At 68.7% G+C, this 21,511-nt stretch carries 23 protein-coding genes and 2 tRNA genes; 6 read left to right on the plus strand and 19 right to left on the minus strand.

Features of this window, described 5'->3' with window-relative positions; genetic code table 11:
- Nucleotides 1-46 precede the first annotated feature (46 nt).
- The 14 genes from rpmG to ACZ6ZD_RS04445 form a co-directional block, all read right to left on the minus strand.
- Nucleotides 47-214 carry a 50S ribosomal protein L33 gene (rpmG, locus tag ACZ6ZD_RS04380; RefSeq protein ID WP_131361122.1) on the minus strand — a complete coding sequence of 56 codons (168 nt, stop codon included), beginning with the start codon at nt 212-214 and terminating at the stop codon, nt 47-49.
- A gap of 38 nt (nt 215-252) precedes the next feature.
- Nucleotides 253-326, minus strand: a tRNA-Met gene (locus ACZ6ZD_RS04385).
- A gap of 50 nt (nt 327-376) precedes the next feature.
- Nucleotides 377-449: transfer RNA gene (locus ACZ6ZD_RS04390), tRNA-Thr, on the minus strand.
- 125 nt (nt 450-574) lie between these two features.
- The gene (locus ACZ6ZD_RS04395) at nt 575-1,618 is read right to left on the minus strand and encodes an LLM class flavin-dependent oxidoreductase (protein ID WP_465668234.1); all 1,044 of its coding nucleotides are present in this window, start codon (nt 1,616-1,618) and stop codon (nt 575-577) included.
- The gene (locus ACZ6ZD_RS04400; protein ID WP_465668236.1) at nt 1,615-2,394 is read right to left on the minus strand and encodes a DUF1684 domain-containing protein; all 780 of its coding nucleotides are present in this window, start codon (nt 2,392-2,394) and stop codon (nt 1,615-1,617) included. The genes ACZ6ZD_RS04395 and ACZ6ZD_RS04400 overlap by 4 nt, the downstream gene beginning before the upstream one ends.
- Nucleotides 2,391-3,497, minus strand: a complete 1,107-nt coding sequence (locus ACZ6ZD_RS04405) for an LLM class flavin-dependent oxidoreductase (RefSeq protein WP_465668238.1) — start codon at nt 3,495-3,497, stop codon at nt 2,391-2,393. Before ACZ6ZD_RS04405 ends, ACZ6ZD_RS04400 begins: the two co-directional genes overlap by 4 nt.
- On the minus strand, nt 3,487-5,367 hold the full coding sequence (locus ACZ6ZD_RS04410; protein WP_465668240.1) for an FAD/NAD(P)-binding protein: 1,881 nt from the start codon (nt 5,365-5,367) through the stop codon (nt 3,487-3,489). Before ACZ6ZD_RS04410 ends, ACZ6ZD_RS04405 begins: the two co-directional genes overlap by 11 nt.
- Nucleotides 5,364-6,680: an NtaA/DmoA family FMN-dependent monooxygenase gene (locus ACZ6ZD_RS04415; protein ID WP_465668242.1), complete on the minus strand. Its 1,317-nt coding sequence runs from the start codon at nt 6,678-6,680 to the stop codon at nt 5,364-5,366. Before ACZ6ZD_RS04415 ends, ACZ6ZD_RS04410 begins: the two co-directional genes overlap by 4 nt.
- On the minus strand, nt 6,680-7,759 hold the full coding sequence (locus tag ACZ6ZD_RS04420) for an LLM class flavin-dependent oxidoreductase (RefSeq protein ID WP_465668244.1): 1,080 nt from the start codon (nt 7,757-7,759) through the stop codon (nt 6,680-6,682). Before ACZ6ZD_RS04420 ends, ACZ6ZD_RS04415 begins: the two co-directional genes overlap by 1 nt.
- Nucleotides 7,756-8,811, minus strand: a complete 1,056-nt coding sequence (gene ssuE, locus ACZ6ZD_RS04425; RefSeq protein WP_465668246.1) for an NADPH-dependent FMN reductase — start codon at nt 8,809-8,811, stop codon at nt 7,756-7,758. Before ssuE ends, ACZ6ZD_RS04420 begins: the two co-directional genes overlap by 4 nt.
- A 7-nt stretch (nt 8,812-8,818) precedes the next feature.
- Nucleotides 8,819-9,775, minus strand: a complete 957-nt coding sequence (locus tag ACZ6ZD_RS04430) for an ABC transporter substrate-binding protein (RefSeq protein WP_465668248.1) — start codon at nt 9,773-9,775, stop codon at nt 8,819-8,821.
- 7 nt (nt 9,776-9,782) lie between these two features.
- Complete coding sequence (locus tag ACZ6ZD_RS04435; protein ID WP_465668250.1) at nt 9,783-10,742, minus strand: ABC transporter substrate-binding protein; 960 nt, start codon at nt 10,740-10,742, stop codon at nt 9,783-9,785.
- 10 nt (nt 10,743-10,752) lie between these two features.
- Complete coding sequence (locus ACZ6ZD_RS04440) at nt 10,753-11,505, minus strand: amino acid ABC transporter ATP-binding protein (protein WP_465668252.1); 753 nt, start codon at nt 11,503-11,505, stop codon at nt 10,753-10,755.
- Nucleotides 11,502-12,392 (minus strand): amino acid ABC transporter permease, encoded by an 891-nt coding sequence (locus ACZ6ZD_RS04445; protein ID WP_465668254.1) that lies wholly within the window; start codon nt 12,390-12,392, stop codon nt 11,502-11,504. Before ACZ6ZD_RS04445 ends, ACZ6ZD_RS04440 begins: the two co-directional genes overlap by 4 nt.
- Before the next feature lie 603 nt (nt 12,393-12,995).
- Here ACZ6ZD_RS04445 and ACZ6ZD_RS04450 point away from each other — a divergent pair.
- Nucleotides 12,996-13,826 carry a M23 family metallopeptidase gene (locus ACZ6ZD_RS04450; protein ID WP_465668256.1) on the plus strand — a complete coding sequence of 277 codons (831 nt, stop codon included), beginning with the start codon at nt 12,996-12,998 and terminating at the stop codon, nt 13,824-13,826.
- 33 nt (nt 13,827-13,859) lie between these two features.
- On the opposite strand, the gene ACZ6ZD_RS04455 is transcribed toward ACZ6ZD_RS04450, so the two are convergent.
- The 3 genes from ACZ6ZD_RS04455 to ACZ6ZD_RS04465 are packed head-to-tail and all read right to left on the minus strand — an operon-like array spanning nt 13,860 to nt 16,118.
- Nucleotides 13,860-14,354, minus strand: a complete 495-nt coding sequence (locus ACZ6ZD_RS04455) for a GNAT family N-acetyltransferase (protein WP_465668257.1) — start codon at nt 14,352-14,354, stop codon at nt 13,860-13,862.
- A gap of 10 nt (nt 14,355-14,364) precedes the next feature.
- Nucleotides 14,365-15,459: a sensor histidine kinase gene (locus tag ACZ6ZD_RS04460; protein ID WP_465668259.1), complete on the minus strand. Its 1,095-nt coding sequence runs from the start codon at nt 15,457-15,459 to the stop codon at nt 14,365-14,367.
- Nucleotides 15,456-16,118 (minus strand): response regulator transcription factor, encoded by a 663-nt coding sequence (locus tag ACZ6ZD_RS04465; RefSeq protein ID WP_465668261.1) that lies wholly within the window; start codon nt 16,116-16,118, stop codon nt 15,456-15,458. The genes ACZ6ZD_RS04460 and ACZ6ZD_RS04465 overlap by 4 nt, the downstream gene beginning before the upstream one ends.
- A gap of 87 nt (nt 16,119-16,205) precedes the next feature.
- Between ACZ6ZD_RS04465 and ACZ6ZD_RS04470 the strand changes: the two genes are divergently transcribed.
- A complete protein-coding gene (locus tag ACZ6ZD_RS04470; RefSeq protein WP_465668263.1) occupies nt 16,206-16,814 on the plus strand; it encodes a M15 family metallopeptidase in 609 nt (202 codons plus the stop codon).
- A gap of 44 nt (nt 16,815-16,858) precedes the next feature.
- Here the strand turns inward: ACZ6ZD_RS04470 and ACZ6ZD_RS04475 are convergent, their stop codons facing one another.
- Nucleotides 16,859-17,374 carry a GNAT family N-acetyltransferase gene (locus ACZ6ZD_RS04475; protein WP_465668265.1) on the minus strand — a complete coding sequence of 172 codons (516 nt, stop codon included), beginning with the start codon at nt 17,372-17,374 and terminating at the stop codon, nt 16,859-16,861.
- Between the two features lie 39 nt (nt 17,375-17,413).
- On the opposite strand from ACZ6ZD_RS04475, the gene ACZ6ZD_RS04480 reads away from it, so the two are divergent.
- The 4 genes from ACZ6ZD_RS04480 (at nt 17,414) to ACZ6ZD_RS04495 (ending at nt 20,721) form a co-directional block, all read left to right on the plus strand.
- Nucleotides 17,414-17,968: a helix-turn-helix domain-containing protein gene (locus ACZ6ZD_RS04480; RefSeq protein WP_465668267.1), complete on the plus strand. Its 555-nt coding sequence runs from the start codon at nt 17,414-17,416 to the stop codon at nt 17,966-17,968.
- Nucleotides 17,969-18,014: 46 nt separating this feature from the next.
- Entirely contained in the window at nt 18,015-19,199 is a 1,185-nt protein-coding gene (locus tag ACZ6ZD_RS04485) for a TerC family protein (protein ID WP_465668269.1), read from the plus strand.
- A gap of 240 nt (nt 19,200-19,439) precedes the next feature.
- On the plus strand, nt 19,440-20,267 hold the full coding sequence (locus tag ACZ6ZD_RS04490) for a TrmH family RNA methyltransferase (RefSeq protein ID WP_465668271.1): 828 nt from the start codon (nt 19,440-19,442) through the stop codon (nt 20,265-20,267).
- Between the two features lie 10 nt (nt 20,268-20,277).
- Complete coding sequence (locus tag ACZ6ZD_RS04495; RefSeq protein ID WP_465668273.1) at nt 20,278-20,721, plus strand: VOC family protein; 444 nt, start codon at nt 20,278-20,280, stop codon at nt 20,719-20,721.
- On the opposite strand, the gene ACZ6ZD_RS04500 is transcribed toward ACZ6ZD_RS04495, so the two are convergent.
- A complete protein-coding gene (locus ACZ6ZD_RS04500) occupies nt 20,641-21,435 on the minus strand; it encodes a class I SAM-dependent methyltransferase (protein WP_465668275.1) in 795 nt (264 codons plus the stop codon). The genes ACZ6ZD_RS04495 and ACZ6ZD_RS04500 overlap by 81 nt on opposite strands.
- Nucleotides 21,436-21,511 lie beyond the last annotated feature (76 nt).

A 21,511-nucleotide genomic window follows, 5' to 3' on the forward strand; every position in this document is an offset into this window, starting at 1 on the left:
GGCCCGCCCCGGTGATCGGAGCGGGCCTCGCGGAGAGCTGCTGAGATCAGCGGGTCTCGCGGTGGTCCGTGTGGTCGTTGCAACGCGCGCAGTACTTCTTCATCTCCAGACGATCCGGGTTGTTCCGCCGGTTCTTCTTGGTGATGTAGTTGCGCTCCTTGCAAACCGTGCACGCCAACGTGATCTTCGGGCGAATATCGGTTGACTTAGCCACTGCTGCCTCTTCTGATCGTCAAGTACTGGATCGGTGGGTAGCGGGGGCGGGAGTCGAACCCGCGACACCACGATTATGAGCCGTGTGCTCTAACCACCTGAGCTACCCCGCCGGGAGAGTTCTCCAGCTCACCCGGCGCACCGGGTGAGCTGTCGATCTCAGAGCCCCTTTACGGAATCGAACCGTAGACCTTCTCCTTACCATGGAGACGCTCTGCCGACTGAGCTAAAGGGGCGGGCCGAGGAGAGAGATTACACGGTCTGCCGCCTCGATGTGAAATCGAGCCAGGCGCACCCTGTGCCCCCCTCTGTCCGACTCGGAAAGCATACCGGGTCCGGAGAGTGCTTCTGACCAATTTCGCTAGTTCCAGACCCGAGATGGGTAACTAGTTCGCAGCACCGGCAGAACGTCTGTGACGAAGCTCTCGACCGAAGCCCGGTTCGCGGCCTCAGACAGCCCGGCGACCTCCAGGGCGACGCCGGACAGCTCGTGCCCGAACGCCTCCTGGTAGCGGCCGAACTTGTCGATCACCTGCTCCGGCGAACCGACCAGCACCGACCCTCGGTCCAGAAAGTCCTCCAGCGTCTTGAACGGCAGCTGGTTGTGCCGGGCACCCGGTGAGTCCATGAACGCGTCGAAGATCGGCCGATAGCCTTCCACCGCTTCCTGGGACGTCTTCTGCACGTACATCCCGTTGAAGCCCGCACCGACGACGGCGTCGGCCGGATCGCGTCCGTAGGCCTCCCAACGCTCCCGGTAGTGCCGGATCAACCCGGCGTACTTCTCCAGCGGGTGGAAGCCGTTGGCCGAGAACAGTGGGTCACCGAAGCGAGCGGCCAATTCGGTGGACTCCGTCGAGGACGCCGACCCGTGCCAGAGCGGAATACCGGACGGGCGGAAGGGCCGCGGCTGGGTGGTCGCATCGACCAGGTCGGGCCGGTAGCGACCCGACCAGGTCACACCGGTCTCCCGGAGCAGTCGGCGGAGCAGCTCGTACTTCTCCCGGTTCCGGTCCCACTGCCCGTCCAGGTCGTACCCGAACAGGGCGTTCTGATCCGGGTCGTTCCCCTTGCCGATGATGACGTCGAGTCGCCCGCCGGAGAGCTGGTCCAGCGTCGCGTAGTCCTCCGCCACCCGTACTGGGTCCAGCAACGACAGCACCGTCACCGTCGTGAGCAGCCGGATCCGTGAGGTCACAGCGGCGATGTACGACAGCACCACCGGTGGGGACGACGAGATGAAGCGCTGTGCGTGCCGCTCACCCACTCCGTACGCGTCGAAGCCCAGCTCCTCAGCCCACTGCGCCTGTTGGACGACGTGCTGGAACCGCTCGGACGTCGACAGCTGCGCGCCGCTGATCGGATCCGGGGAGTTGTCGATCAGCGTGTATGTGCAGAACTTCACCGGACCTTCTTCTCGCCGGCCGTGACCGGCAGGCCGAGCTGGTTGCCGGTGACGGGTGCTGGGCAGGTCCCGAAGGCGGTGAAGGCGAACGGGAGGTTGATGGCTCGGTTGAAGTCGATCAGCACCGACTGATCACGCTCCAGGACGCCGGTGGTCACGGTGCGCCAGGGCGCCGTTTCTGAGCCGTTCGTCGCGTCGTGGAAGGACAGCGACAGCCGCCCGTCCGCTGCCGCCGTCGCGATCAGCTCGTACGCCGAGCCGCCCAGCGCAAGGTGGACCGTACCGACCGCGGTGACGTGTTGCTGGAGGTCGTCGCGTGCAGTGGCAACCTCGATTCGCTCCGGAGCCGCGTACGGCGTGTAGTAGCCCCGAACCACCCAGCTGGCATCCAGCGGGTAAGCGGGCACCCCACTGAACCCAGCACGCGTTTCCGCTCTCGGATCGCGCTGACGGACGGCATACCGGCCGCCGCGCAGTACTAGCTCGATCAGCCGGTCTTCGAAGAACAGCCAGCTCAGTGAGCCGGCCTCGGCGACAGACGCGGACACAGTCCCCTCAACGGGGACACCGTTCAGTTTCAGCTCGCCTGCAGCTCTGACGTGCGCCTGGCCGTCAGCGAACCACCACTCCCCTGGCAGACCAGCCAGCGCGCCAGGCCGGGACGGGAGCCAGTCGAAGCCGACGATCGTCAGCCAGCCGTAGTCGGTGTTCAGGTCCCGCTCACGCGCGGCGTGCCAGGTGTGCCAGTCCTGGTCGAGATCGGAGACGACAGTCATGAGGCCAGATCCTTCCGGGATTCACGGTGGGCGACTTCGGAGCGGACCAACGGGATGACGTAGCGGCCGAAGTCGATCGCGTCGTCGTAGATGTCGTACCCGCGGGCCGAGAAGATGCGGATGCCGAGGTCGTAGTAGTCGAGCAGCGCGGCCGCGACGGTGTCCGGCGTCCCGACAAGAGCTGTCGAGTTGCCGCCGCCACCGGTCAGCCCGGTCGGGCCGGTCCAGAGCGCGCGGTCGTGCCGCTCGCCCTCCGCAACCGCCTGCAGCAGCCGCTGCGACCCGGCGTTCTCGGGCGTCTTCGACCGCAGCCGGGCGGACGCCGGGCGACCGCCCGCTTGAACGTCCTTGATCCGGCCGAGGATCGACTCAGCCTTCGCCCAGGCCAGTTCCTCGGTCGGCGCCAGAATCGGCCGGAAAGCGATCTGAATCGTGGGCCGGTCGGTGCGCCCGGCTTTCAAGGCTTCGGCGTCGATGGTGGCGAGCTGCTCACGCGTCCCGGCCAGCGGCTCACCCCAGAGCGCGAAGATGTCCGCCTCGGCCGCGCCGACGGCGTACGCCGCTGCCGACGAGCCACCGAAGGAGATCCGCGGCCGCGGCTGCTGCAGCGGCTTGATGTCCGCGAGGAACTGCTCGAACTGGTAGTGCTGCCCAGCGAAGTCGAACCGCTCGCCCGAAGTCCAGGCCTGCTTGAGGATCTGGATGAACTCGCGCGTCCGTCCGTACCGGTCGTCCTTGCTGAGGAAGTCGCCTTCGGCGGCCTGATCGGCGGTCGAGCCGCCGGTGATCACGTGGACCTCGAACCGGCCGCCGCTGAGGTGGTCGAGGGTCGCGAAGGTCTTCGCGGTCAGCGTCGGGTAGGCGACGTTCGGCCGGTGCGCCACGACGAGGTTGATCCGCTCGGTCTTCCCCGCGACGTACGCCGCCACCTGGGCCGGGTCGGGTGACCCGGAGTGATAGGCGAACAGGATCCGGTCCCAGCCGTTGTCCTCGTGCGCGCGAGCGAGCTTGGCGGTGTACTCCAGGTCGAGCGCGCCACCGGGTCGGGTGGTGACCTCACTGGCCGGGTTGGTCCCGGCGATGCCCAGGAACTCAACTGGCATGACGTTCTTCCTTCCGTACGGCGGGTGCGAGCAGCGTGAGCAGATTCCGGGCGACGGCGTCGTTCTGCCGGAAGCCGGGACCGTTGAAGTGCGGCCGGGAGAACCCCGACGAGCCGGCCGAGCCGGAGACCGAAGGGCCGAGCAGGAACAAGGCCGGGTGCACGGTCCCGTCGGCGCGGATCGCGCGGCTGTGCGCGTCGGCCTTGAGCTGACCGCCGCCCAGACTCGCCCCGTCCGTAGCGAACAACTCGTCGGCCGCGAGCGTCCCGTCGGCCAGCAGACCGCGCAGCAGCGGATCGGTCGACGCCAGGACGTCGGGCCGCGGCAACCGCGCCTCGACGAACGCCTTGGCCCGGATCTCCCCGGCCACACCAGGCGACCGGGCAACGAACCGATCGTTGTCGATAGCAACATCCAGATCAGGCCCGGCGAACCGGACGATGCCGGCCCGATGCAGCGCGAGCAGCTCCTCCAGCCGGCGCGGCGGCGGACCGCTGGCGACGAACGAGAAGAACCCGTGCCACTCGGTCTCCACCTGCCGAACCCGGTCCTCGTCCGACAACCGGCCCTCGGTGATCGCGATCGACAACACGCTGTAGATGCTCAGCAACGCGTTGAAGACCGCGAGATCAGCCGAGTGCTGCGGGCAGGCGCGCCGGAGCAGATCGGTCTCGATCAACCCGGTCAAGAACTTCTCGAACGACACCCGATCCGCGAAGAACCGTCCGTACAGTGGTCGATCGACTTCGGAGCGGACGAACCGATCGACCGGATCCGGCACCGCTTCCAGGACGGCGGCGGCAAACGAAGGTGCATCCGGCAACGAATCGTCCAGCACCGCCAGAAACCGCTCCCACGGCCAACGAGTTCGTTCGGAGTGGGCGTTGAAGAGCTGCTGGTAGTGCGCGAAGGCCAGCTCCTTGTCGATCAGCGGGCGGACCTGCCGGTCGAAGTCGAGGACGCCGTCGCCCAGCTCGGCGAGCGCGGCCGTGGTCAGGTAGCGGGTCGGGACGGGTTTCGTTCCGGCCACGGTGTAGCCGAGTTTCGCGTGATAGGGCACGCCGCGCCGCGATCCGACGTACAGGATCGGCTCGGTGCCGGAGGGGTGGTAGGTGAGGATGCCGTCGCAGTCGTCGTACCAGCCGCCGCGGGCCTCGGTGAGCAGGACCATCAGGTCGATGAAGGCCTGGCCGAAGCCGCGGACGATCACGTTCTCCCCCGGCAGCAGGCCGCCGAGGCCGACGTCCGCGGTGTAGCCCGGTGGGATGTAGGTCAGACCAGCGGCCGCGGCCTCGGTCGCCCATGCCTGCTCCGATGCCGTCGGCAACCGATCGAGGTAGCCGAGGGCAAGGACCACGAGATCGGCGGGAATCTCCCGACCGGACGCGAGAATCACCCGCTGATCTGCGGTCAGCTCGACGGCTCGCTCCTCGTGCGTGATCACGGTCGCCGGCAGATCGCGGACGACGCGGTCCCAAACCCAGGACAGGTACTCCGCCTGGACCAGTCGGGGCGGGAAGTCCATCGGGCCGGGCAGTTCGAGACCGGCGCGTTCCAGGAGCGTCGCGCCGGGGCCGTTGACCCAGCTCGCGAGATCGGGCCCGGGGATGATCGGGCCCGCGCACTCGACCGAGTCGTCGGTGAAGATCGTGACGTCCGACGTCATCGAGTTCATCCAGAGCAGGCGGGACTGCTCCCGCCGCCAGATCCGGCCGCCGCCGGCCGGGTACGGGTCGACGACGTGGATCTCGACCGGCTGGTCGCCGAGCAGCTCGGGCGCGCTGGCCGCGAACCGCTCGAGCAGACCGACCGTGCGCGGCCCGGCGCCGACGAACACGACCGTCGGCGGGCCTTCCCGGACGGCTCTCATCGGTCCAGACCGAGGTGTGAGCGGAGCGTCGTCCCGGCGTACTCCGAGCGGAAGACGCCGCGTTCACGCAGCAGCGGGACGACGCGGTCGACGAAGTCGTCCAGGCCGCCGGGCGTCAGGTGCGGGACCAGGACGAAGCCGTCGGCGGCGTCCTCCTGGACGTGCCGGTTGAGCTCGGCGGCGACCGTATCGGGTGCGCCGATGAACGTCTGCCGGTTCTGCTGGTTGATGACGGTCTCGCGCAGGGACCAGTTGTTCGCCGCGGCCTGCGCGCGCCACTCGGCGACGACGGCCTCCTGGTCGTTGAAGCCGGTCCGGCCCTGAGTGACCGTCGAGCCCGCGACCGGCGCTTCGGTCGGGAGCGGGCCGTCTGGGTCGTACGCCGAGAGGTCGCGGCCCCAGATCAGCTCGGCGAGCACGATCGCGGTCTGGCCGGACACCTGCTGCTCGCGGATGTGTCGCGCCTTGTCGGCCGCCTCGGCGTCGGTGTCCGCGACGACGACCGTCACCGCGGGCATGATCTTCAGCGACTCCTCCGCGCGGCCGTACTTGGCCAGCCGGGCCTTCACGTCCTTGTAGAAGGTCTGGCCGGCCGCGAACGTCGAGTGCCGGCTGAAGATCACGTCCGCGCCGGACGCCGCGAACTCGCGGCCCTGGTCGCTGTCCCCGGCCTGGATGATCACCGGCCGGCCCTGCGGGGACGGCGGCAGCCCGAACCGGCCCTGGATCGTGAAGTGGTCGCCGTCGTCCGCGAAGGCCCCAGTGCCTTCCCGGGCGAAGACGCCCGCCGCTTGATCCAGGACCAGGTCGCCGGCGTCCCACGAGTCCCAGAGTTTGCGGACGATGCGGAGCGACTCCTGGGCGCGGACGTACCGGTCGGCCTTGTCGAGATAGCCACCGCGGCGGAAGTTCTCGCCGGTGAACGCATCCCACGACGTGACGACGTTCCACGCCGCCCGGCCCGCGGACAGGTGGTCCAGCGTCGCGAGCCGCTTCGCCAGCTCGTACGGCTCGTTGAACGTCGAGTTCACCGTCGCCGCCAGGCCCAGATGCGTCGTCACGGCGGCCAGAGCGCTGAGGACGGTCAGCGACTCCGGCCGCCCGACCACGTCGAGGTCGTGGATCTTCCCCTTCACCTCGCGCAGCCGCAGCCCCTCCGCGAGAAAGAAGAAGTCGAACGTCCCCCGCTCCGCCGTCGCCGCCAGATGCCTGAACGACGCGAAGTCGATCTGCGACCCGGACGCCGGATCCGCCCACACCGTGGTGTTGTTGACGCCGGGAAAGTGCGCCGCCAGATGAATCTGCTTCGTCATCACGCGCTCCCCGCCGCATACCTGTTCGCCGGCCGGCTCAACCCCAGCCGACTCCGCAACGTCCCCGGCCGGGCGTCCCCGACCAGCTTCCTTGCCTTGAGCAATGGAATGAGCTGATCCGCGATGATCGGCACATCAATCTCCAGCGAAGCCGGCCGCAGGTGGACGCCGTCCACTCCCGCGGCCTGCCAGTCGCCAACCAGCGCGGCGAGTCCCGCAGCCGATCCCACATAGTCGAGCTCAACCCCCGCCGCCCGCCGCTCGGCGGCCGACACCTCGTCGTCGAGCAGCACACTCACCGACACCAACACGCGAGGACCAGCCCCCCGCTCGACACCTCCAGCCGCCCCGCCGGTGCGGATCTTCTGGATGCGGGCGGCGAGGTCGGTGGCGCCGGGCAGGAGGACGAGTTCGGCGTCGGCGGCTGATTCGAGGGCTTCGGGTGTGTTCACGCGGATCGCCGTGACTGGGTGGCCTTGGGGAGGTCTGGGGACGATGGAGGGGCCTTTGAGGGTGAAGGTGGGGGAGGTGAAGTTGACGTAGTGGAGGCGGTCGCGGTCGATGAAGCGGCCGGTGGCGGCGTCGCGGATGATCGCGTCGTCGTCCCAGGAGTCCCAGAGGCGGCGGGAGACGTCCAGTACGTAGCGGGCTTCGCGCCAAAGGTCGGCGGGCGGGGCTGGGTCGCGGCGGCCGATGACGGCGGCGGCTTCGGCGGACGTCGAGACGTCGGCGATCCAGCCAGCGCGACCGGCGGAGATGTGGTCGAGGGTGGCGACCGTGGCCTGGACGTGGAAGGGCTCGGTGTGCGTGACGGTGATCGTGGGCAGCAGGCCGATACGGTCGGTCGCGGGGGCGATGCGGGCGGCGAGGCCGAGGGCATCGAGTTGGACGCCGTCCGCGGGCGCTTCGAGCGTGCCGGCGAAGGTGGCGAGGTCGATCCCCGCCGCCTCGGCGCGCTGGACGGCGCGGAGCGCCAGCTCGCCGGTCAGGATGGCGCCCGGATCGACTTCAGGGCCGCGCCACGCACCCGGGTGGCCGCCGGCGCCGTCGATGTCGATCGCGGTGATCAGCCGGCTCATGAGGCCACCTTCAGGGCGAGCGTGAGGTCCTTGGTGAACGGCAGCGGCCCGATCGACTCCGGGTCCGCGTCGACGTCGAACTGCGGCTGGAAGCCGACGGCTCGGTAGAGCGCGGCGGCCTCGGGCTGCCGGGGGCCGGTGGTCAGGTAGAGCTTGCGGTAGCCGAGATCGGCCGCGGCCCGTTCCAGTTCGGCGAGGACTCGGCGTCCGAGCCCTTGGCGGCGGTGCAGGTGCGAGGTCCACATCCGCTTCACCTCGGCCGTCTGGTCGTCGTACCGGCGGATGGCGCCGCCCGCGACCGTCTGGCCGCCGTACCGAAGCAGGACGAACGCTCCTCCGCTGTCGGTGTGGAAGTCGCTCGCCGGGACCTCCGTGAGCTGGGTGTGCTCCGTCGTCCGGCCGTAGCGGGTGCTGTACTCGACGATCAGATCCGCGAGCAGCGGCGCCGCCTCCGGGTCGTCGGGGCGGGCGCGGAGTACTTCGATCCCCGCGGCCTGCACCGGCGTACTGTCGAGCGGCTGCCCACCCTCGACCGTGGCCAGGAACGCCTCGGTCACTTGATAGAGCGGGACGGACGCCGCCTGATCGAGCAGTACGCCGCCGCCATCGTACAGATTGATGTGTGACGACAGCACGAACCAGCCCTGCCCGATCGCACCGGCGCCGAGGCTGGTGAGCACCGGCCGCAGCGCGTAGTCGATCACCAAGACGTGCGCCGGCGTCCCACCCGTTGCCAATGGCAACACAGTCTTACCCTTCAGCGCGTACTGCGGGAGCAGGTCGAGGAACACCTTCAACAGCCCGGCGTACGCCGCCTTGTAGACGGGCGTGGTGACGACGACGGCGTCCGCCGCTTCGAGAGTTTTGACCGCCGCCGCGATCCCGGGGTCGTCGGCGCGGCCATGCAGCAACGGCTCGGCCGGCAGGTCACGCAGCACGATGGGGGTGACCTCGTGCCCGTGGCTGATCAGACGCTTGGTGACGTAGTTGAGGACGGCGTCGGTCCGGGACGGCGCCGACGGGCTGCTGGAGATCGTTGCGATGGTCGCCATGTTTCTCCTACTTCTGCTTGTCCTTGGGAAGACCGGGCGGGTTGACCAACGACTTCGGGACGGCCTCGTCGCTGAGACGCCACTTGGCCAGCACCTTCGCGTAGCTGCCGTCGGCGATCGCCGCGTTCAGCGCGTCGGCGAGGGGCTTGGCCAGGCCGTTGTCCTTCTTCGTCGTGATGCCGACCAGACCCTGGACGGGGTAGCTGGACGAGACCGTGCCGACGATCTCGGTCTGCTTCTGGGTCGCGACGTGGTACGTACCGTTCGGGTTCGGGCCGAGGTAGAGGTCGATCCGGCCGGATTGCAAGGCCAGGTAGGTATCGGCCGACTGCTGGTAGTACTTGAGGTCGGCGGGCGCGCGGCCGGCGTCGGTGTTCTGCTTGTTCCAGTCCAGGAGGATCGCCTCCTGCAACGTGCCCGAGCTGACCGCGACCTTCTTCCCCGCGATCTCGGCCGGCCCGGCGACCTTCAGCCCGGAGCCCGCCTTCGCCTCGAACGCGTGCAACCCGAGCCGGTACGTCGCGAAGTCGTACTTCTCCTTCCGCAACTCCGAGACGCCGATATTCGAGATCCCCACCTGGTACTTGCCCGAGTCGAGCCCGAGGAACAGGTTCTCCCAGCTCGTCGTCTGCACCTCGGCCCGCAGTCCGAGCACACTCGCCACCAGATACGCGATGTCGATCTCCACGCCGATCGGCGTCCGGTTGTCATCCGCAGTGAACCCCAGCGGCGGCAGTCCCCCACCCGTGGACCCGTTGCCCACCACAAGCTTCCCGCTCGCCCGCACCTCCGCCGGCAGCTCAGCCGCAATCGCCTCCACCTTCGCCGACGTAACCCGCACCTGCTCCGCCGAAGTATCAAACGCAACCACCGAAGCATCCCCAACAGGCGCCTCGGACGCCGGATCCGCGCACGCGGCCAGCGTCGCCAGCAGAACCGCACCTACCAGCAGTCTCTTCAACATGGGAGCCTCAGCTCGTGATCGGGAGGCCGGGGGGATTGATCTCCGACTTCTCGACCGACTCGGTGGTGACGTTCCAGCGGGCGAGGACCTTGGCGTAGGAGCCGTCGGCGATGACCGCGGTGAGGGCGGCCTGGTAGGCCTGGACGAGGCCGCTGTCCTTCTTGGTGGTGGCGGCGATCAGGCCTTGCAGGGTGGGGCCGGCGCCGGAGAACTTGCCGATCGACTCGGTCTCGCCCGAGGTACGGATGTGGTAGGCGATCTGCGGGTTCGGGCCGAAGTAGCCGTCGATCCGGCCGGAGGCCAGCGCGAGATAGGTGTCGGTGTTCTGCTGGAAGTACTTGATGTTCGCGGCCGGCAGCCCGGCCTTGACGTTCTCGGCGTTCCAGTCGACGAGGATCTTCTCCTGGTTGGTGCCGGAGCCGACCGCGATCGTCTTCCCGGCGATGTCCTTGCCGGACGCAACCTTCCAGCTACCGCCCTTCTTCGCCTCGAACGCGATGTCGTCCTTGCGGTAGGTCGCGAAGTCGTACTTCTGCTTACGCTTCTCGGTCACCGTGATGTTCGAGAAACCGACGTCGTACTTGGCCGAGTCGAGCCCGAGGAACAGGTTCTCCCAGCTGGTCACCTCGAGCTGCGGGGTCAGTCCGAGCGCGCCCGCGACCAGGTGTGCGATATCGACCTCGAGGCCGATCGGCGTCTTGTTGTCATCGGCGAAGAAGCCGAGCGGCACGCTGCCGCTGCCGTACCCGCCGCCGATGATCAGCGTTCCGCGGTCGCGGATCTTCGCCGGCAGCAAGGCGGCCGCCGCGGCGTTCTTCGTGGTGGTGATCCGGTTCTGTTCGGCGGAGGTGTTCACGCCGGTGTCGCCGCCGGCGGCGGTGGCCGTCGGCTCGGCGCCGCACCCGGCCAGCGCGAGCAACAGCGCTCCGGCGGCAGCGGTGACGGCGAGTAGGGGACTACGTTTCATGACGACTTCCTCAGAGGACTTTGGAGATGAAGGCGCGGGTGCGCTCCTGGGCAGGGTTGTCGAGCACTTCGTGCGGAGGGCCCGACTCGACGATCCGGCCGTCGTCGATGAACACGACGGTGTCCGCGACCTCACGGGCGAAGCCGATCTCGTGGGTGACGATGACCATCGTTGAGCCGTCGCGGGCGAGTTCCTTGATCACGTCGAGGACCTCGCCGACCAGCTCCGGGTCGAGCGCGCTGGTCGGCTCGTCGAACAGCAGCACCTTGGGCCGCAGCGCGAGCGCCCGCGCGATCGCGACCCGTTGCTGCTGACCACCGGACAGCTGCCGTGGGTACACATCGGCCTTGTCGCCGACGCCGACCCGCGTCAGCAGCTCCCGGGCGAACGTCTCGACCTCACTGCGCTTGCGGCGCTGCGCCGAGACCGGCGCCTCGACGACGTTCTGCAGGGCGGTCAGATGCCCGAACAGGTTGAAGTTCTGGAAGACGAACCCGACCTGCGAGCGCTGGTGCAGGATCTCGCGCTCGCGCAGCTCGTACAGCTTGTCGCCGCGCCGCTTGTAGCCGATCAGCTCACCGTCGATCCGGATCAGCCCGCGATCCACCTTCTCCAGATGGTTGATCGACCGCAGCAGCGTCGACTTGCCCGAGCCGGACGGCCCCAGGATCACCGTGACCGTGCCCGCCTCGACGGCCAGGTCGATCCCTTTCAGGACTTCGAGCTCACCGAAACTCTTGTGCACACCGCGGATGTCGATCATCGGGTCGTCCCCCGGTTGAAGTACCGCTCGACGTAGCGCTGCGCGATCGACAGCAGGGTGGTCAGGACGATGTACCAGACGGTCGCCACCATCAGCAGTGGGACGACGCGGCTGTTGCGGCCGTAGATCACCTGCACCTGGTAGAAGAGCTCGGGAATCGCCATCACCGAGACGATCGAGGTGCCCTTGAACAGGCTGATCACCTCGTTCGCGCCGTTCGGCAGGATCGAGCGCATCGCCTGCGGCAGCACGATCCGGAAGAACTGCCGCACCTTCGGGATACCGAGCGCCGCGGCCGCCTCGGTCTGACCGGCGTCCACCGAGATGATGCCGCCGCGGATGATCTCGGCCGCGTACGCCGCCTGGTGCAACGCGAGCCCGAGGACGGCGGCGCCCAGCGGCCCGAACAGGTTGTTCGTGCTGAAGTGCACGAACTCCGGACCGAACGGGATACCGAGGCTCAATTCCTGATACAGGTAAGCGATGTTGAACCAGAACAGCAGCTGCACGATCAGCGGGATCGACCGGAACGCCCAGATGTAGCCCCAGGCAACGACCTGCAGGAACGGGCTGCTGGACAACCGCATCGTCGCGACCACTGCGCCGAGCGCGAACCCGAGCACGGTGCCGTAGATGGTCAGCTGCACGGTCACCCAGAGCGCGCTGAAGATCGTCTTGGTGGTGAAGAACTGGAAGAACGTCGGCCAATCCCAGCCAGGGTTGGTGACGAGCCCGTTGACGAACATCGCCAGCAGGACCAGGACGACGCCGACGCCGACCCAGCGCCACGGATGCCGGCGGGCGACGACGGGCAGGTCATAGTCGGGCAGGACGGCGGACACCGGTGGGCCGGCGGCGTCCTGGGTGGAGCTGAGAGTTGTTGACACGAGCGTTCTCCCTGGCGGTGGGCAGGCTTCGCGGGCACGGCGGCGCCGGCGTCCGACGCTGGACGCCTACCGGTCGTGCGAGGAGTGCGGAGAAGTGGTGCTCAGCGCCGACAGAGTGCGCTGGAGACCCGGAGCAGGTCGATGTGGAGGCGGTAGTACGGCAGTGCGCGCGTCATTCCCGTTCCCTCCTTTTGCCACTGAATCTGCGGGGTCATCCCAGTATGGGACGAACTTGAAAGATCAGTAAGTTGGTAGACAAACCTCTCAATATGTGGACGTCGTATAACGGCCCGGCCGGGCCAAATCGGCGTACAGCACGCCGAAACCCGGGTGACCTCGCTCACGCGGTAATCACCGATTCAAGTAGTCGTTCCCCCGCCTGAGACCGCACACGGCGGGAGACGGCAGTCACTGCGTGTCACCGGATTCGGTGATCCGGTCGCAATCCGCGCTTGAGGCGGCCGTGATCTGCTCGTTATGGTCGATGAGCCGTCGTGGGTTCCCACGGCGATGACTCCCACCTGGAAGGCCATCGTGTCCCCTCACCCTGACGTGCCGGAAGCAGAACGGCCGGCACCGCGTCGCCCGGCTGCATCGCACCGGGTGGCCAAGCACCGTTCCACCCAGCGAAGTCGCACCCGTCGCACCCGCCTGATCGGCCTGACCGCCGCCCTCGCCGCCACCGCAGGCAGCACCGCCGTCGGTTTCGCGGCCGCTCCCGGCCAGGCAGACACCGCCAGCACCGGACTGAGCCCCTCACAGGCCGGCGCACTCACCGCGGCCCGGATCGATCGCCGCGACCTCGGCTCCCGGGACGCCACCCGATTCGACCTGTCCCTGGCCGGCGTCCAGAAGGTCCAGGCCGAGCGCCAGCGCGCGGCCGCCCTGGCCAAGCAGGCTGCGAACGCGACGCTCACCCAGCGCCGTGCCGTGGCTCTCGCCGCCGCCAAGCAGCAGGCTGCGCGACAGGCCGCCGCGAAGGCCAAGGCGCTTGCCAAGGCCAAAGCGATCGCCATCGCCAAGGCGAATGCCGCCCCGCGCGTCGTCCTCCCGACGACCGGCTACCACCTGACGGCCCGCTTCGGTCAGGCCGGCGGCCGCTGGTCGCGTAACCACACCGGTCTCGACTTCGCGGCGGCGTACGGGACGCCGATCCGCGCGGTGATGGCCGGCGAGGTCATCCAGGCCGCCTTCGAAGGCGCCTACGGCCGTCAGGTGAAGGTCCGGCACCCCGACGGCACCGTCACCTCCTACAGCCACATGGCCGAGTTCGACGTCTCGGTCGGCGACCGCGTCACCGCGGGCACGAAGGTCGGCGCCATCGGCCTGACCGGCAACACCACCGGCGCCCACGTCCACTTCGAGGTGCTCCCCGACGGCGAGAACCCGATCAACCCGACGTCCTGGCTGCGCAAGCAGGGCGTCACCCCGTAGGCGGTACCTCCGAAGACCCTCTGATCAGCGCGATCAGAGGGTCTTCGCCATGATCAGCGCGGCCAGCGGGCGGCCTTCGATGATGAACTCGTCGGTCAGCGTGCCTTCGACGACATAGCCGTGCCGTTCGTAGAGGCGGCGTGCGCTCAGGTTGGTGCTGTGCACGTTGAGGCTGATCTTGCGGGCGTCACGCCGGCGTCCCTCGTACGCCGCGGCCGTCAGCAGCGCCGAGGCGACGCCGTGGCCCCGGAACTCGGGCGCGACAGCCAGGCCGTTGATGGCCAGCACGCCGTTGCCCTCGCGGAACTGGTACTTCTCCTGCAGCCGCAGGTACCCGGCGATCAGACCGGCGTACTCCGCGACGAGATGCGACTCCGGGCCGGTGCGCTCGAAGAACCGATCGCCCAGCCCCTCCAGGTACGACGGGAACCCGGACTCCGGGCTCCACGACGTCCGCTCGATTCGCAGCAACTCCGCGTCGTCGTCCTCGATCCCCCACCGGACCACTACCTCACGTTCCGCGCTCACGCGGCCATCTTCACCCGCCGACGAGGTCAGCCACCGGGAGGACGACGATCGCGGTCAGGCCGCCGGTCGGGTTCGGGGTCAGCGAGAGCGTGCCCTGGTGGGTCTCGACGATCCGGGTGACGAGCGCGAGGCCGAGCCCGTGCCCGGCGCCGTACCGGTCCTTCGCGAACGGCTCGACGAACGTGCGGACCTGGTCGAGGTCGAGGACCGGGCCGGTGTTGCGGACGACGAGCCGGCCCGGCGTGAGCTCGACGTCGACCGAGCCGCCGGGGCCGAGGTTGTGCCGGATGGCGTTCTGGACCAGGTTGGTGACGAGTTGGTGCAGCAGCACGTCATTGCCCTCGACAACCGATTCGGCCAGCGCCGAGCGCAGGGTGATCCCGGCGGCCCGCGCCTCGGTGGTCAGCACCGGGAGCGCCGTCCGCACGGTGGTCGCGAGGTCGACCGGGTCGAGCTCGACCTCGCGGTTGTTCAGCGCGGCCAGGCTGAGCAGCGCCTCGACGATGTCGATCCCGCGCTGGTTGGTCTCGGCCAGCCGTTTCACCAGCTCGGGTACGTCCTGGTGGTCGGGGTCGGCCTGGGCCACGTCGAGCATCGTCTTCATCACCGCGTGCGGCGTCCGTAACTCGTGGGAGGCGTTCGCGGCGAACCGGCGGTACTGCTCGAACGAGGCCTGGAGCCGGTCGAGCATCGCGTCGAAGGTGTCGGACAGGTCGGTGAACTCGTCCCGGATGCCGGTCAGGCCGATCCGGTGGTCGAGCGCGCCGGTCGCGGCCCGCTGCGCCGCCGCGGTGATCTCCTGCAGCGGTTTCAGCATCCGCCCGGCCAGGAACCAGCCGCCGATCAGGCCGATGATCGCCAGCAGGCCGATCGCGTACGCCGAGAGCTTGACCGTCAGATCGAGGATCTCGCCGCGGGTCGGGGCAGGCCGCTCGTCGCGCGGGTTGGCGGCGATGAACGGGTAGTTCGGCACGATCCGGAAGACCAGCCACAGGATGCAGGACATCACCGCGCCGGCCACGACCAGCAGGCCCGCGTAGCTCAGCGTCAGGCGCAGCCGAACGGTCAGCCGCGGCCGCCAGCTGATCAGCCCCGGCTCGCTCACGACTCCCCCATCCGGTAGCCGACGCCAGGTACGGTGTGGATGACCCACGGGTCACCGAGCCGCTTACGGACGGCGGAGATGGTGATCCGGACGGCGTTGCTGAACGGGTCGGCGTTCTCGTCCCAGGCCTTCTCCAGCAGCGTCTCCGCGCTGATCACGCCACCGCGAGCGGTCATCAGCACCTCCAGGACGGCGAACTGTTTGCGGGTCAGCTTCACGTAGCGGCCGCCGCGGTAGACCTCGCGACGGAACGGATCGAGGCGGACGCCGGCGTACTCGACCACGGTGGGCGTCGCGACGGCCGGACGCCGGACCAGCGCGCGCAGCCGGACGATCAGCTCGCGCAGCTCGAACGGTTTGGTCAGGTAGTCGTCGGCGCCGAGCTCGAACCCGGTCACCTTGTCGTCCAGATCACCGGCCGCGGTCAGCATCAGCACCCGGCAGCCGATGCCCTGCGCAACGATCTGCCGGCAGACCTCGTCACCGCTCGGGCCGGGGATGTCCCGGTCCAGGACAACGACGTCGTACTCGTTGACGGTCACCGCCTCGAGCGCCGCGTGCCCGTCGAAGGCGAGATCGGCCGCGATCGCCTCCAGCCGCAGCCCGGCCCGGATCGCCTCGGCGAGATAGACCTCGTCCTCGACGACCAGAACCCGCATGGATCCATTGAAGCAGCCCCGGCGTATCGAAAACGTATGCCGAAACGCAGACACTCTGGCAACATCGCGCCAGCTGAACTGAACGGCATGATCGAAACCACTCCTCGCAGAACCACCGTTCTGGCCGGGCTGGCGATCGTCGCCCTGGTCACCAGCTTCGGCATGGCCGCCTGCTCCGCGGTCTCCGCCGGCGAACCTGACGCCGCCGGCTCGACCGGCGCGTCGTCGTCCGGCAGCCCGAGCGGCAAGTCGACCGGCCACCGCTACCCCGGGGCCGCGGACGGCAAGCTGCCCACCGGGACCAGCGCCTTCGACACCGACCTGCCCGGGATCGCCAATCTGGACCCGAAGCTGCGGGCCGCCGTCCAGAAGGCCGAGAAGGCGATGCAGAAGGACGGCATCAAGATGCAGGTGACGACCGGCTGGCGGAGCAAGAAGTACCAGGTCGAGCTGATGGACAAGGCGATCAAGAAGTACGGCAGCCGGAAGAAGGCGAAGGAGTTCGTCGCCGACCCGGACGAGTCGCACCACGTCACCGGGAACGCCGTCGACATCGGGCCGACCGACGCCGACGACTGGCTGATCCGCAAGGGCAACCGGTTCGGCCTGTGCCAGACCTACTCCAACGAGATCTGGCACTTCGAGCTGGTCACGACGCCGGGCGGCGACTGCCCGCCGATGACCACGCCGTCCTGATCCCGCGGTCCTAGCGCGGTTCTGGCACGGTTTCTGGCCCGGTCCTAGCGCGGTTCGGCGGGCGGATCGGCGCGGACGGCGAGTGGGCGTTGCGCCCAGGCGACGTCCCGCCAGGCGCCGAGTTTCCAGCCGATGGCGCGGTAGGTGCCGACCGGCTCGAAGCCGAGCGCGGTGTGCAGGCCGACGCTGGCGTCGTTCGGGAGCGTCATCCCGGCGATCGCCGTCCGGTAGCCGCGGGCGATCAGGCGCTCGAACAGGGCCTCGTAGAGGGCCCGGCCGGCCCCGGTCCGGCGGCGTCCGAGCTCGAGATAGACGCTCACCTCACACGACCACCGGTACGCCGCCCGCGGTTTCATCGGCCCGGCGTACGCGTAACCGGTGACCTGCCCGGCGTCCTCGATCACGACCCAGGCGTGGGTCTCCAGGGCCTGCTTGATCCGCGTCGCCAGCTCGTCGGTGGTCGGCGGCTCGGTCTCGAACGTGATCGCCGTATCGGTGACATAGGGCGCGTAGATCGCCGCGCAGGCCGCGGCGTCCGCCGGGACGGCATCTCTGATCATGTGACGATAGTAGACATATCTGCCGCTATAGTGGCAAGCATGCTCGACGATCTCTCGCTGGCCGCGACCGTGCAAGCGGCCCGGACGGCCCAGGACCTGTCGGTGAGCGCGCTCGCCGAGCGCTCCGAGGTGTCCAGGGCGATGATCGCCAAGATCGAGCGCGGCGAGGCCCAGCCGACCGCGGCCCTGCTCGGCCGGCTCTCCGGCGCCCTCGGGATGACGCTGTCCGAGCTGATCGCCCGCGCGGAGAACACCGGCGAGCTGCTTCGGCGGCAGGCCGACCAGCCGGTCTGGACCGACCCGGTGACGGGCTACTCGCGCCGCGCGGTCTCGCCTGTGACCGAGACCCCGCTCGAGCTGGTCGAGGTCGAGCTACCGACCGGTGCCTCGGTGTCGTATCCGGCCGACGCCTACGTGTTCAAGAGTCAGCAGCTGTGGATCCTCGCCGGGCACCTGCGCTTCCACGAGGGCGACGCCGTCCACGACCTGTACGTCGGCGACTGTCTCCAGCTCAGCCGGCCGACGCCGACCACCTTCCACAACCCCGGCGCGACGCCGTGCCGCTACCTGGTCGCGCTGGTCAAGCTGCGCTGAACCAGCCTTGCTGGAATCGCGGTCGCGGCCGTGGTTGGCTGAGCCCATGACGCTGGTCTGGATACTGACCCTGCTCGGGATCCTCGGGTTGCTGTTGTTCGACTACTTCTTCCACGTCCGGTCCGCGCATGTGCCGACCGTCCGCGAGGCCGCCGTCTGGTCGGCTCTGTACGTCGGGATCGCACTGCTCTTCGGCGTCGGGACGTTCATCTTCGGCGGCGCCGCGATGGGTTCGGAGTACTTCGCCGGCTACGTCACCGAGAAGGCGCTGTCGGTCGACAACCTGTTCGTCTTCCTGATCATCATGACCAGCTTCCGGGTGCCGCGGGCGAACCAGCAGAAGGTGCTGCTGGTCGGCATCGTGGTCTCGCTGATCGCCCGGTCCGGGTTCATCTTCCTCGGCTCGGCGCTGCTGAACTCGTTCGCCTGGGTCTTCTACCTGTTCGGCCTCGCGCTGCTGCTGACGGCCGGCAACATGCTCAAACCCCAGACCGAGGAGTCGCACTCGGCGCAGAACATCGTCGTCCGGCTGGCCCGCTGGATGTTCCGCACCAGCCCGGACTTCGCGGGTGACAAACTCTTCACCCGGATCGACGGCAAGCGCGTGATGACGCCGATGCTGCTGGTGATGGTCGCGATCGGCGGCACCGACCTGATGTTCGCGCTGGACTCGATCCCGGCCATCTTCGGTCTCACCCAGAACGTCTTCGTCGTCTTCACCGCGACCGCCTTCAGCCTGCTCGGCCTGCGCCAGCTCTACTTCCTGCTCGACGGCCTGCTGGACCGGCTGATCTACCTGTCCTTCGGGCTCGCGGTCATCCTCGCCTTCATCGGCGCCAAACTCATCCTGCACGCCCTGCACGAGAACAACCTGCCGTTCATCAACGACGGCGAGCACATCGAGGTCGCCGAGATCAGCACCGGCCTGTCCCTGGCCGTCATCCTCGCCGTCCTGGTCGTCACCATCCTCGCCTCGCTCTTCAGCACCCGCGGCCGCACCCAAACCGCGATGGCCCACATCCGCCGCGACGCCGAGGCCTACCTGGACGCCGACTACACCGACGACCCCGAAGAGCGCGAACGCATCTACCTCCGCCTGCTCCGCGCCCGCGACCACATCATCGACCTGGGCCCCAAAGCCCGCCGCCAAGTCAAGAACGAACCCGAACTCCTAGCCCTCTGCCACCAGGTAGCCGAAACCCACGCCACCCTCCACACCACCCACCCCTGATGCGCGACAGGCGAACCGCCCCCACTCACCAACCTCCTCAAGCGCGACCGGCCCACGCTCAGCAGCACTCCTCGACAGCACTTTTCAGACAGTTGATGAGTGCTGCAGATCCGCCCAACCTTTTCCACAGACGCAGATATCACCAGCCACCCAGGGCCGGCAGTCGTTAGACTTAGTCAGGAAGGACAGGGGGCGCACACCCCGCCCTCGCCCTCGTACCCCGCACCTTAGGCTGGCGGCATGCAGCGGATCTCTTCGCGGAATGCCCGGTTCCAGGTGTGGCAGGCGTATCTGGGGAATCGGAACAAGCGGCAGTGGGCCGGGGAGTTCTTGGTGCACGGGGTGCGGCCGATCTCGCTGGCGGTCGATCACGGGTGGCCGGTGCGGGTGGTGATTCACGATGCGGCCCGGCCGTTGTCGGCGTGGGCCCGGGAGTTGCTGGGTCGGCTGCCTGGGGTGGAGCGGGTGGCGATGGAGCCGGAGTTGCTCGCGGAGCTGGGCGAGAAGGACGAGCCGGAGCTGATCGCGGTGGTCGAGATGCCGGCCGATGAACTGAGCCGGATCCCGGTCGGGCCGGACTTTCTCGGCGTGGTGTTCGACCGGCCGACCGGGCCGGGGAACATCGGGTCGATCATCCGGTCGGCGGATGCGTTCGGCGCGTCGGGGCTGATCGTCACCGGACATGCGGCCGATGTGTACGACCCGAAGGCGGTGCGGGCGACGACCGGGTCGCTGTTCGCGCTGCCCGCCGTCCGCGTGCCGTCGCATCGGGAGGCGCTCGAGTGGGTTCGGGGTGCGGGGGTGCCGATCGTGGTCGCCGGGACCGACGAGACGGGTGACGTCGACATCTTCGACTTCGACTTCACCCGGCCGAGTCTGGTGCTGGTGGGTAATGAGACGAACGGGTTGAGCGCGGCCTGGCGAGAGGCGGCCGATCACCTCGTCCGGATCCCGATCACGGGAGCGGCGAGTTCGCTGAATGCGGCGAATGCGGCGACCGCCGTCCTGTACGAGGTCTCCCGGCAGCGCTCCCATTCGTTCAAGACCGGTACGCCGCCGTCCGCCTAACGTCGCTCGTATGCGAGCACAACCTTTGATCGCCGTCCGCGACGTCGAGGCGAGCAGCGCCTGGTACTGCGCCGTCCTCGGCGGCACGAGCGCGCACGGCGGCCCGGAGTACGAGCGGCTTGTCGTGGACGGCGCACTGGTCCTGCAACTGCATCGGCTGGACGTCGACCACCATCACGGCCCCTTCGCGGACGCCGGGCAGCCGCTGGGGAATGGGGTTGCGATCTGGTTTGCGACCGATGACCTACCGGCCGCGGCCGAGCGGGCGACGGCGATCGGCGCGACCGTGCAGACCGACGTCCATCACAACCCGAACGCCGGACATGACGAGCTGTGGTTGCGAGATCCTGACGGCTATCTGGTCGTGGTCGCGTCAGGCGGTGCAGAGGATTTCGCCGTGCAGGATGGCGATCCAGCCGTCCGGGTGGGCGGACCAGGCGCGCCAGGCAGTTGAGATGCCTTGCAGGGTCTGCTCCGGGACGCCGTCGGCGCGGGCCTGGTCGGCCATCGCGGACTGGAGGATGCGGTCGGCCCACATGCCGCCCCAGAACGCGCGGTCCTCGGGGTTGGCGAAGGTCCAGTTGCTCGCGCCGGCGTCGACCTGTTCGAAGCCGGCCGCGTGAGCCCAGGAGAGCAGACGGCGCCCGGCGTCCGGTTCGCCGCCGTTCGCGCGGGCGAGGCGCTGGTAGAGCGCCATCCATTCGTCGAGCTCCGGTAGAGCGGGGAACCAGGTGAAGGCGGCGTAGTCGGAGTCGCGGGCGGCGACGATGCCGCCGGGTTTGCAGACGCGCCGCATCTCGCGCAACGCCTGCACCGGATCGGCGACATGCTGCAGGACTTGATGCGCGTGGACGACGTCGTACGTGTCGTCGGGCAGGTCGAGCGCGTGGACGTCGCCGACGACGAAGTCGACCGGCAGCTCGGCGCCGTCGAAGGCCTGGCGGGTGATCGCGAGCACCGGCTCGCTCGCCTCGAGCGCCGTCGTCCGCCCGGGCGCGACGAGCCGAGCCAGGTCGGCGGTGATGGTGCCCGGGCCGGCGCCGACGTCCAGGACGGACAGGCCGGGGCGAAGGTGCGGGAGGAGGTAGCCGACCGAGTTCACCGCGGTCCGCCAGCTGTGCGACCGCAGGACCGATTCGTGGTGGCCGTGCGTGTACACGTTATTCATCCCAGGCTCCTTTGCCCTCGCCAACACGCCTCACGGTAGCCCAATGTCTTGCTTCATGAGACATATCGTCTCGTCG

The sequence above is a fragment of the Kribbella sp. NPDC104218 genome (assembly GCF_055584105.1).

Coding starts and splice junctions, on each gene's coding strand:
- ACZ6ZD_RS04485 (WP_465668269.1), top strand. CDS start 18,015: ATGACGCTGGTCTGGATACTGACCCTGCTCGGGATCCTCGGGTTGCTG.
- ACZ6ZD_RS04465 (WP_465668261.1), bottom strand. CDS start 16,118: ATGCGGGTTCTGGTCGTCGAGGACGAGGTCTATCTCGCCGAGGCGATC.
- ACZ6ZD_RS04440 (WP_465668252.1), bottom strand. CDS start 11,505: ATGATCGACATCCGCGGTGTGCACAAGAGTTTCGGTGAGCTCGAAGTC.
- ACZ6ZD_RS04480 (WP_465668267.1), top strand. CDS start 17,414: ATGCTCGACGATCTCTCGCTGGCCGCGACCGTGCAAGCGGCCCGGACG.
- ACZ6ZD_RS04430 (WP_465668248.1), bottom strand. CDS start 9,775: ATGTTGAAGAGACTGCTGGTAGGTGCGGTTCTGCTGGCGACGCTGGCC.
- ACZ6ZD_RS04420 (WP_465668244.1), bottom strand. CDS start 7,759: ATGAGCCGGCTGATCACCGCGATCGACATCGACGGCGCCGGCGGCCAC.
- ssuE (WP_465668246.1), bottom strand. CDS start 8,811: ATGGCGACCATCGCAACGATCTCCAGCAGCCCGTCGGCGCCGTCCCGG.
- ACZ6ZD_RS04490 (WP_465668271.1), top strand. CDS start 19,440: ATGCAGCGGATCTCTTCGCGGAATGCCCGGTTCCAGGTGTGGCAGGCG.
- ACZ6ZD_RS04435 (WP_465668250.1), bottom strand. CDS start 10,742: ATGAAACGTAGTCCCCTACTCGCCGTCACCGCTGCCGCCGGAGCGCTG.
- ACZ6ZD_RS04405 (WP_465668238.1), bottom strand. CDS start 3,497: ATGCCAGTTGAGTTCCTGGGCATCGCCGGGACCAACCCGGCCAGTGAG.
- ACZ6ZD_RS04470 (WP_465668263.1), top strand. CDS start 16,206: ATGATCGAAACCACTCCTCGCAGAACCACCGTTCTGGCCGGGCTGGCG.
- ACZ6ZD_RS04400 (WP_465668236.1), bottom strand. CDS start 2,394: ATGACTGTCGTCTCCGATCTCGACCAGGACTGGCACACCTGGCACGCC.
- ACZ6ZD_RS04415 (WP_465668242.1), bottom strand. CDS start 6,680: ATGACGAAGCAGATTCATCTGGCGGCGCACTTTCCCGGCGTCAACAAC.
- ACZ6ZD_RS04495 (WP_465668273.1), top strand. CDS start 20,278: ATGCGAGCACAACCTTTGATCGCCGTCCGCGACGTCGAGGCGAGCAGC.
- ACZ6ZD_RS04410 (WP_465668240.1), bottom strand. CDS start 5,367: ATGAGAGCCGTCCGGGAAGGCCCGCCGACGGTCGTGTTCGTCGGCGCC.
- ACZ6ZD_RS04500 (WP_465668275.1), bottom strand. CDS start 21,435: ATGAATAACGTGTACACGCACGGCCACCACGAATCGGTCCTGCGGTCG.
- ACZ6ZD_RS04475 (WP_465668265.1), bottom strand. CDS start 17,374: ATGATCAGAGATGCCGTCCCGGCGGACGCCGCGGCCTGCGCGGCGATC.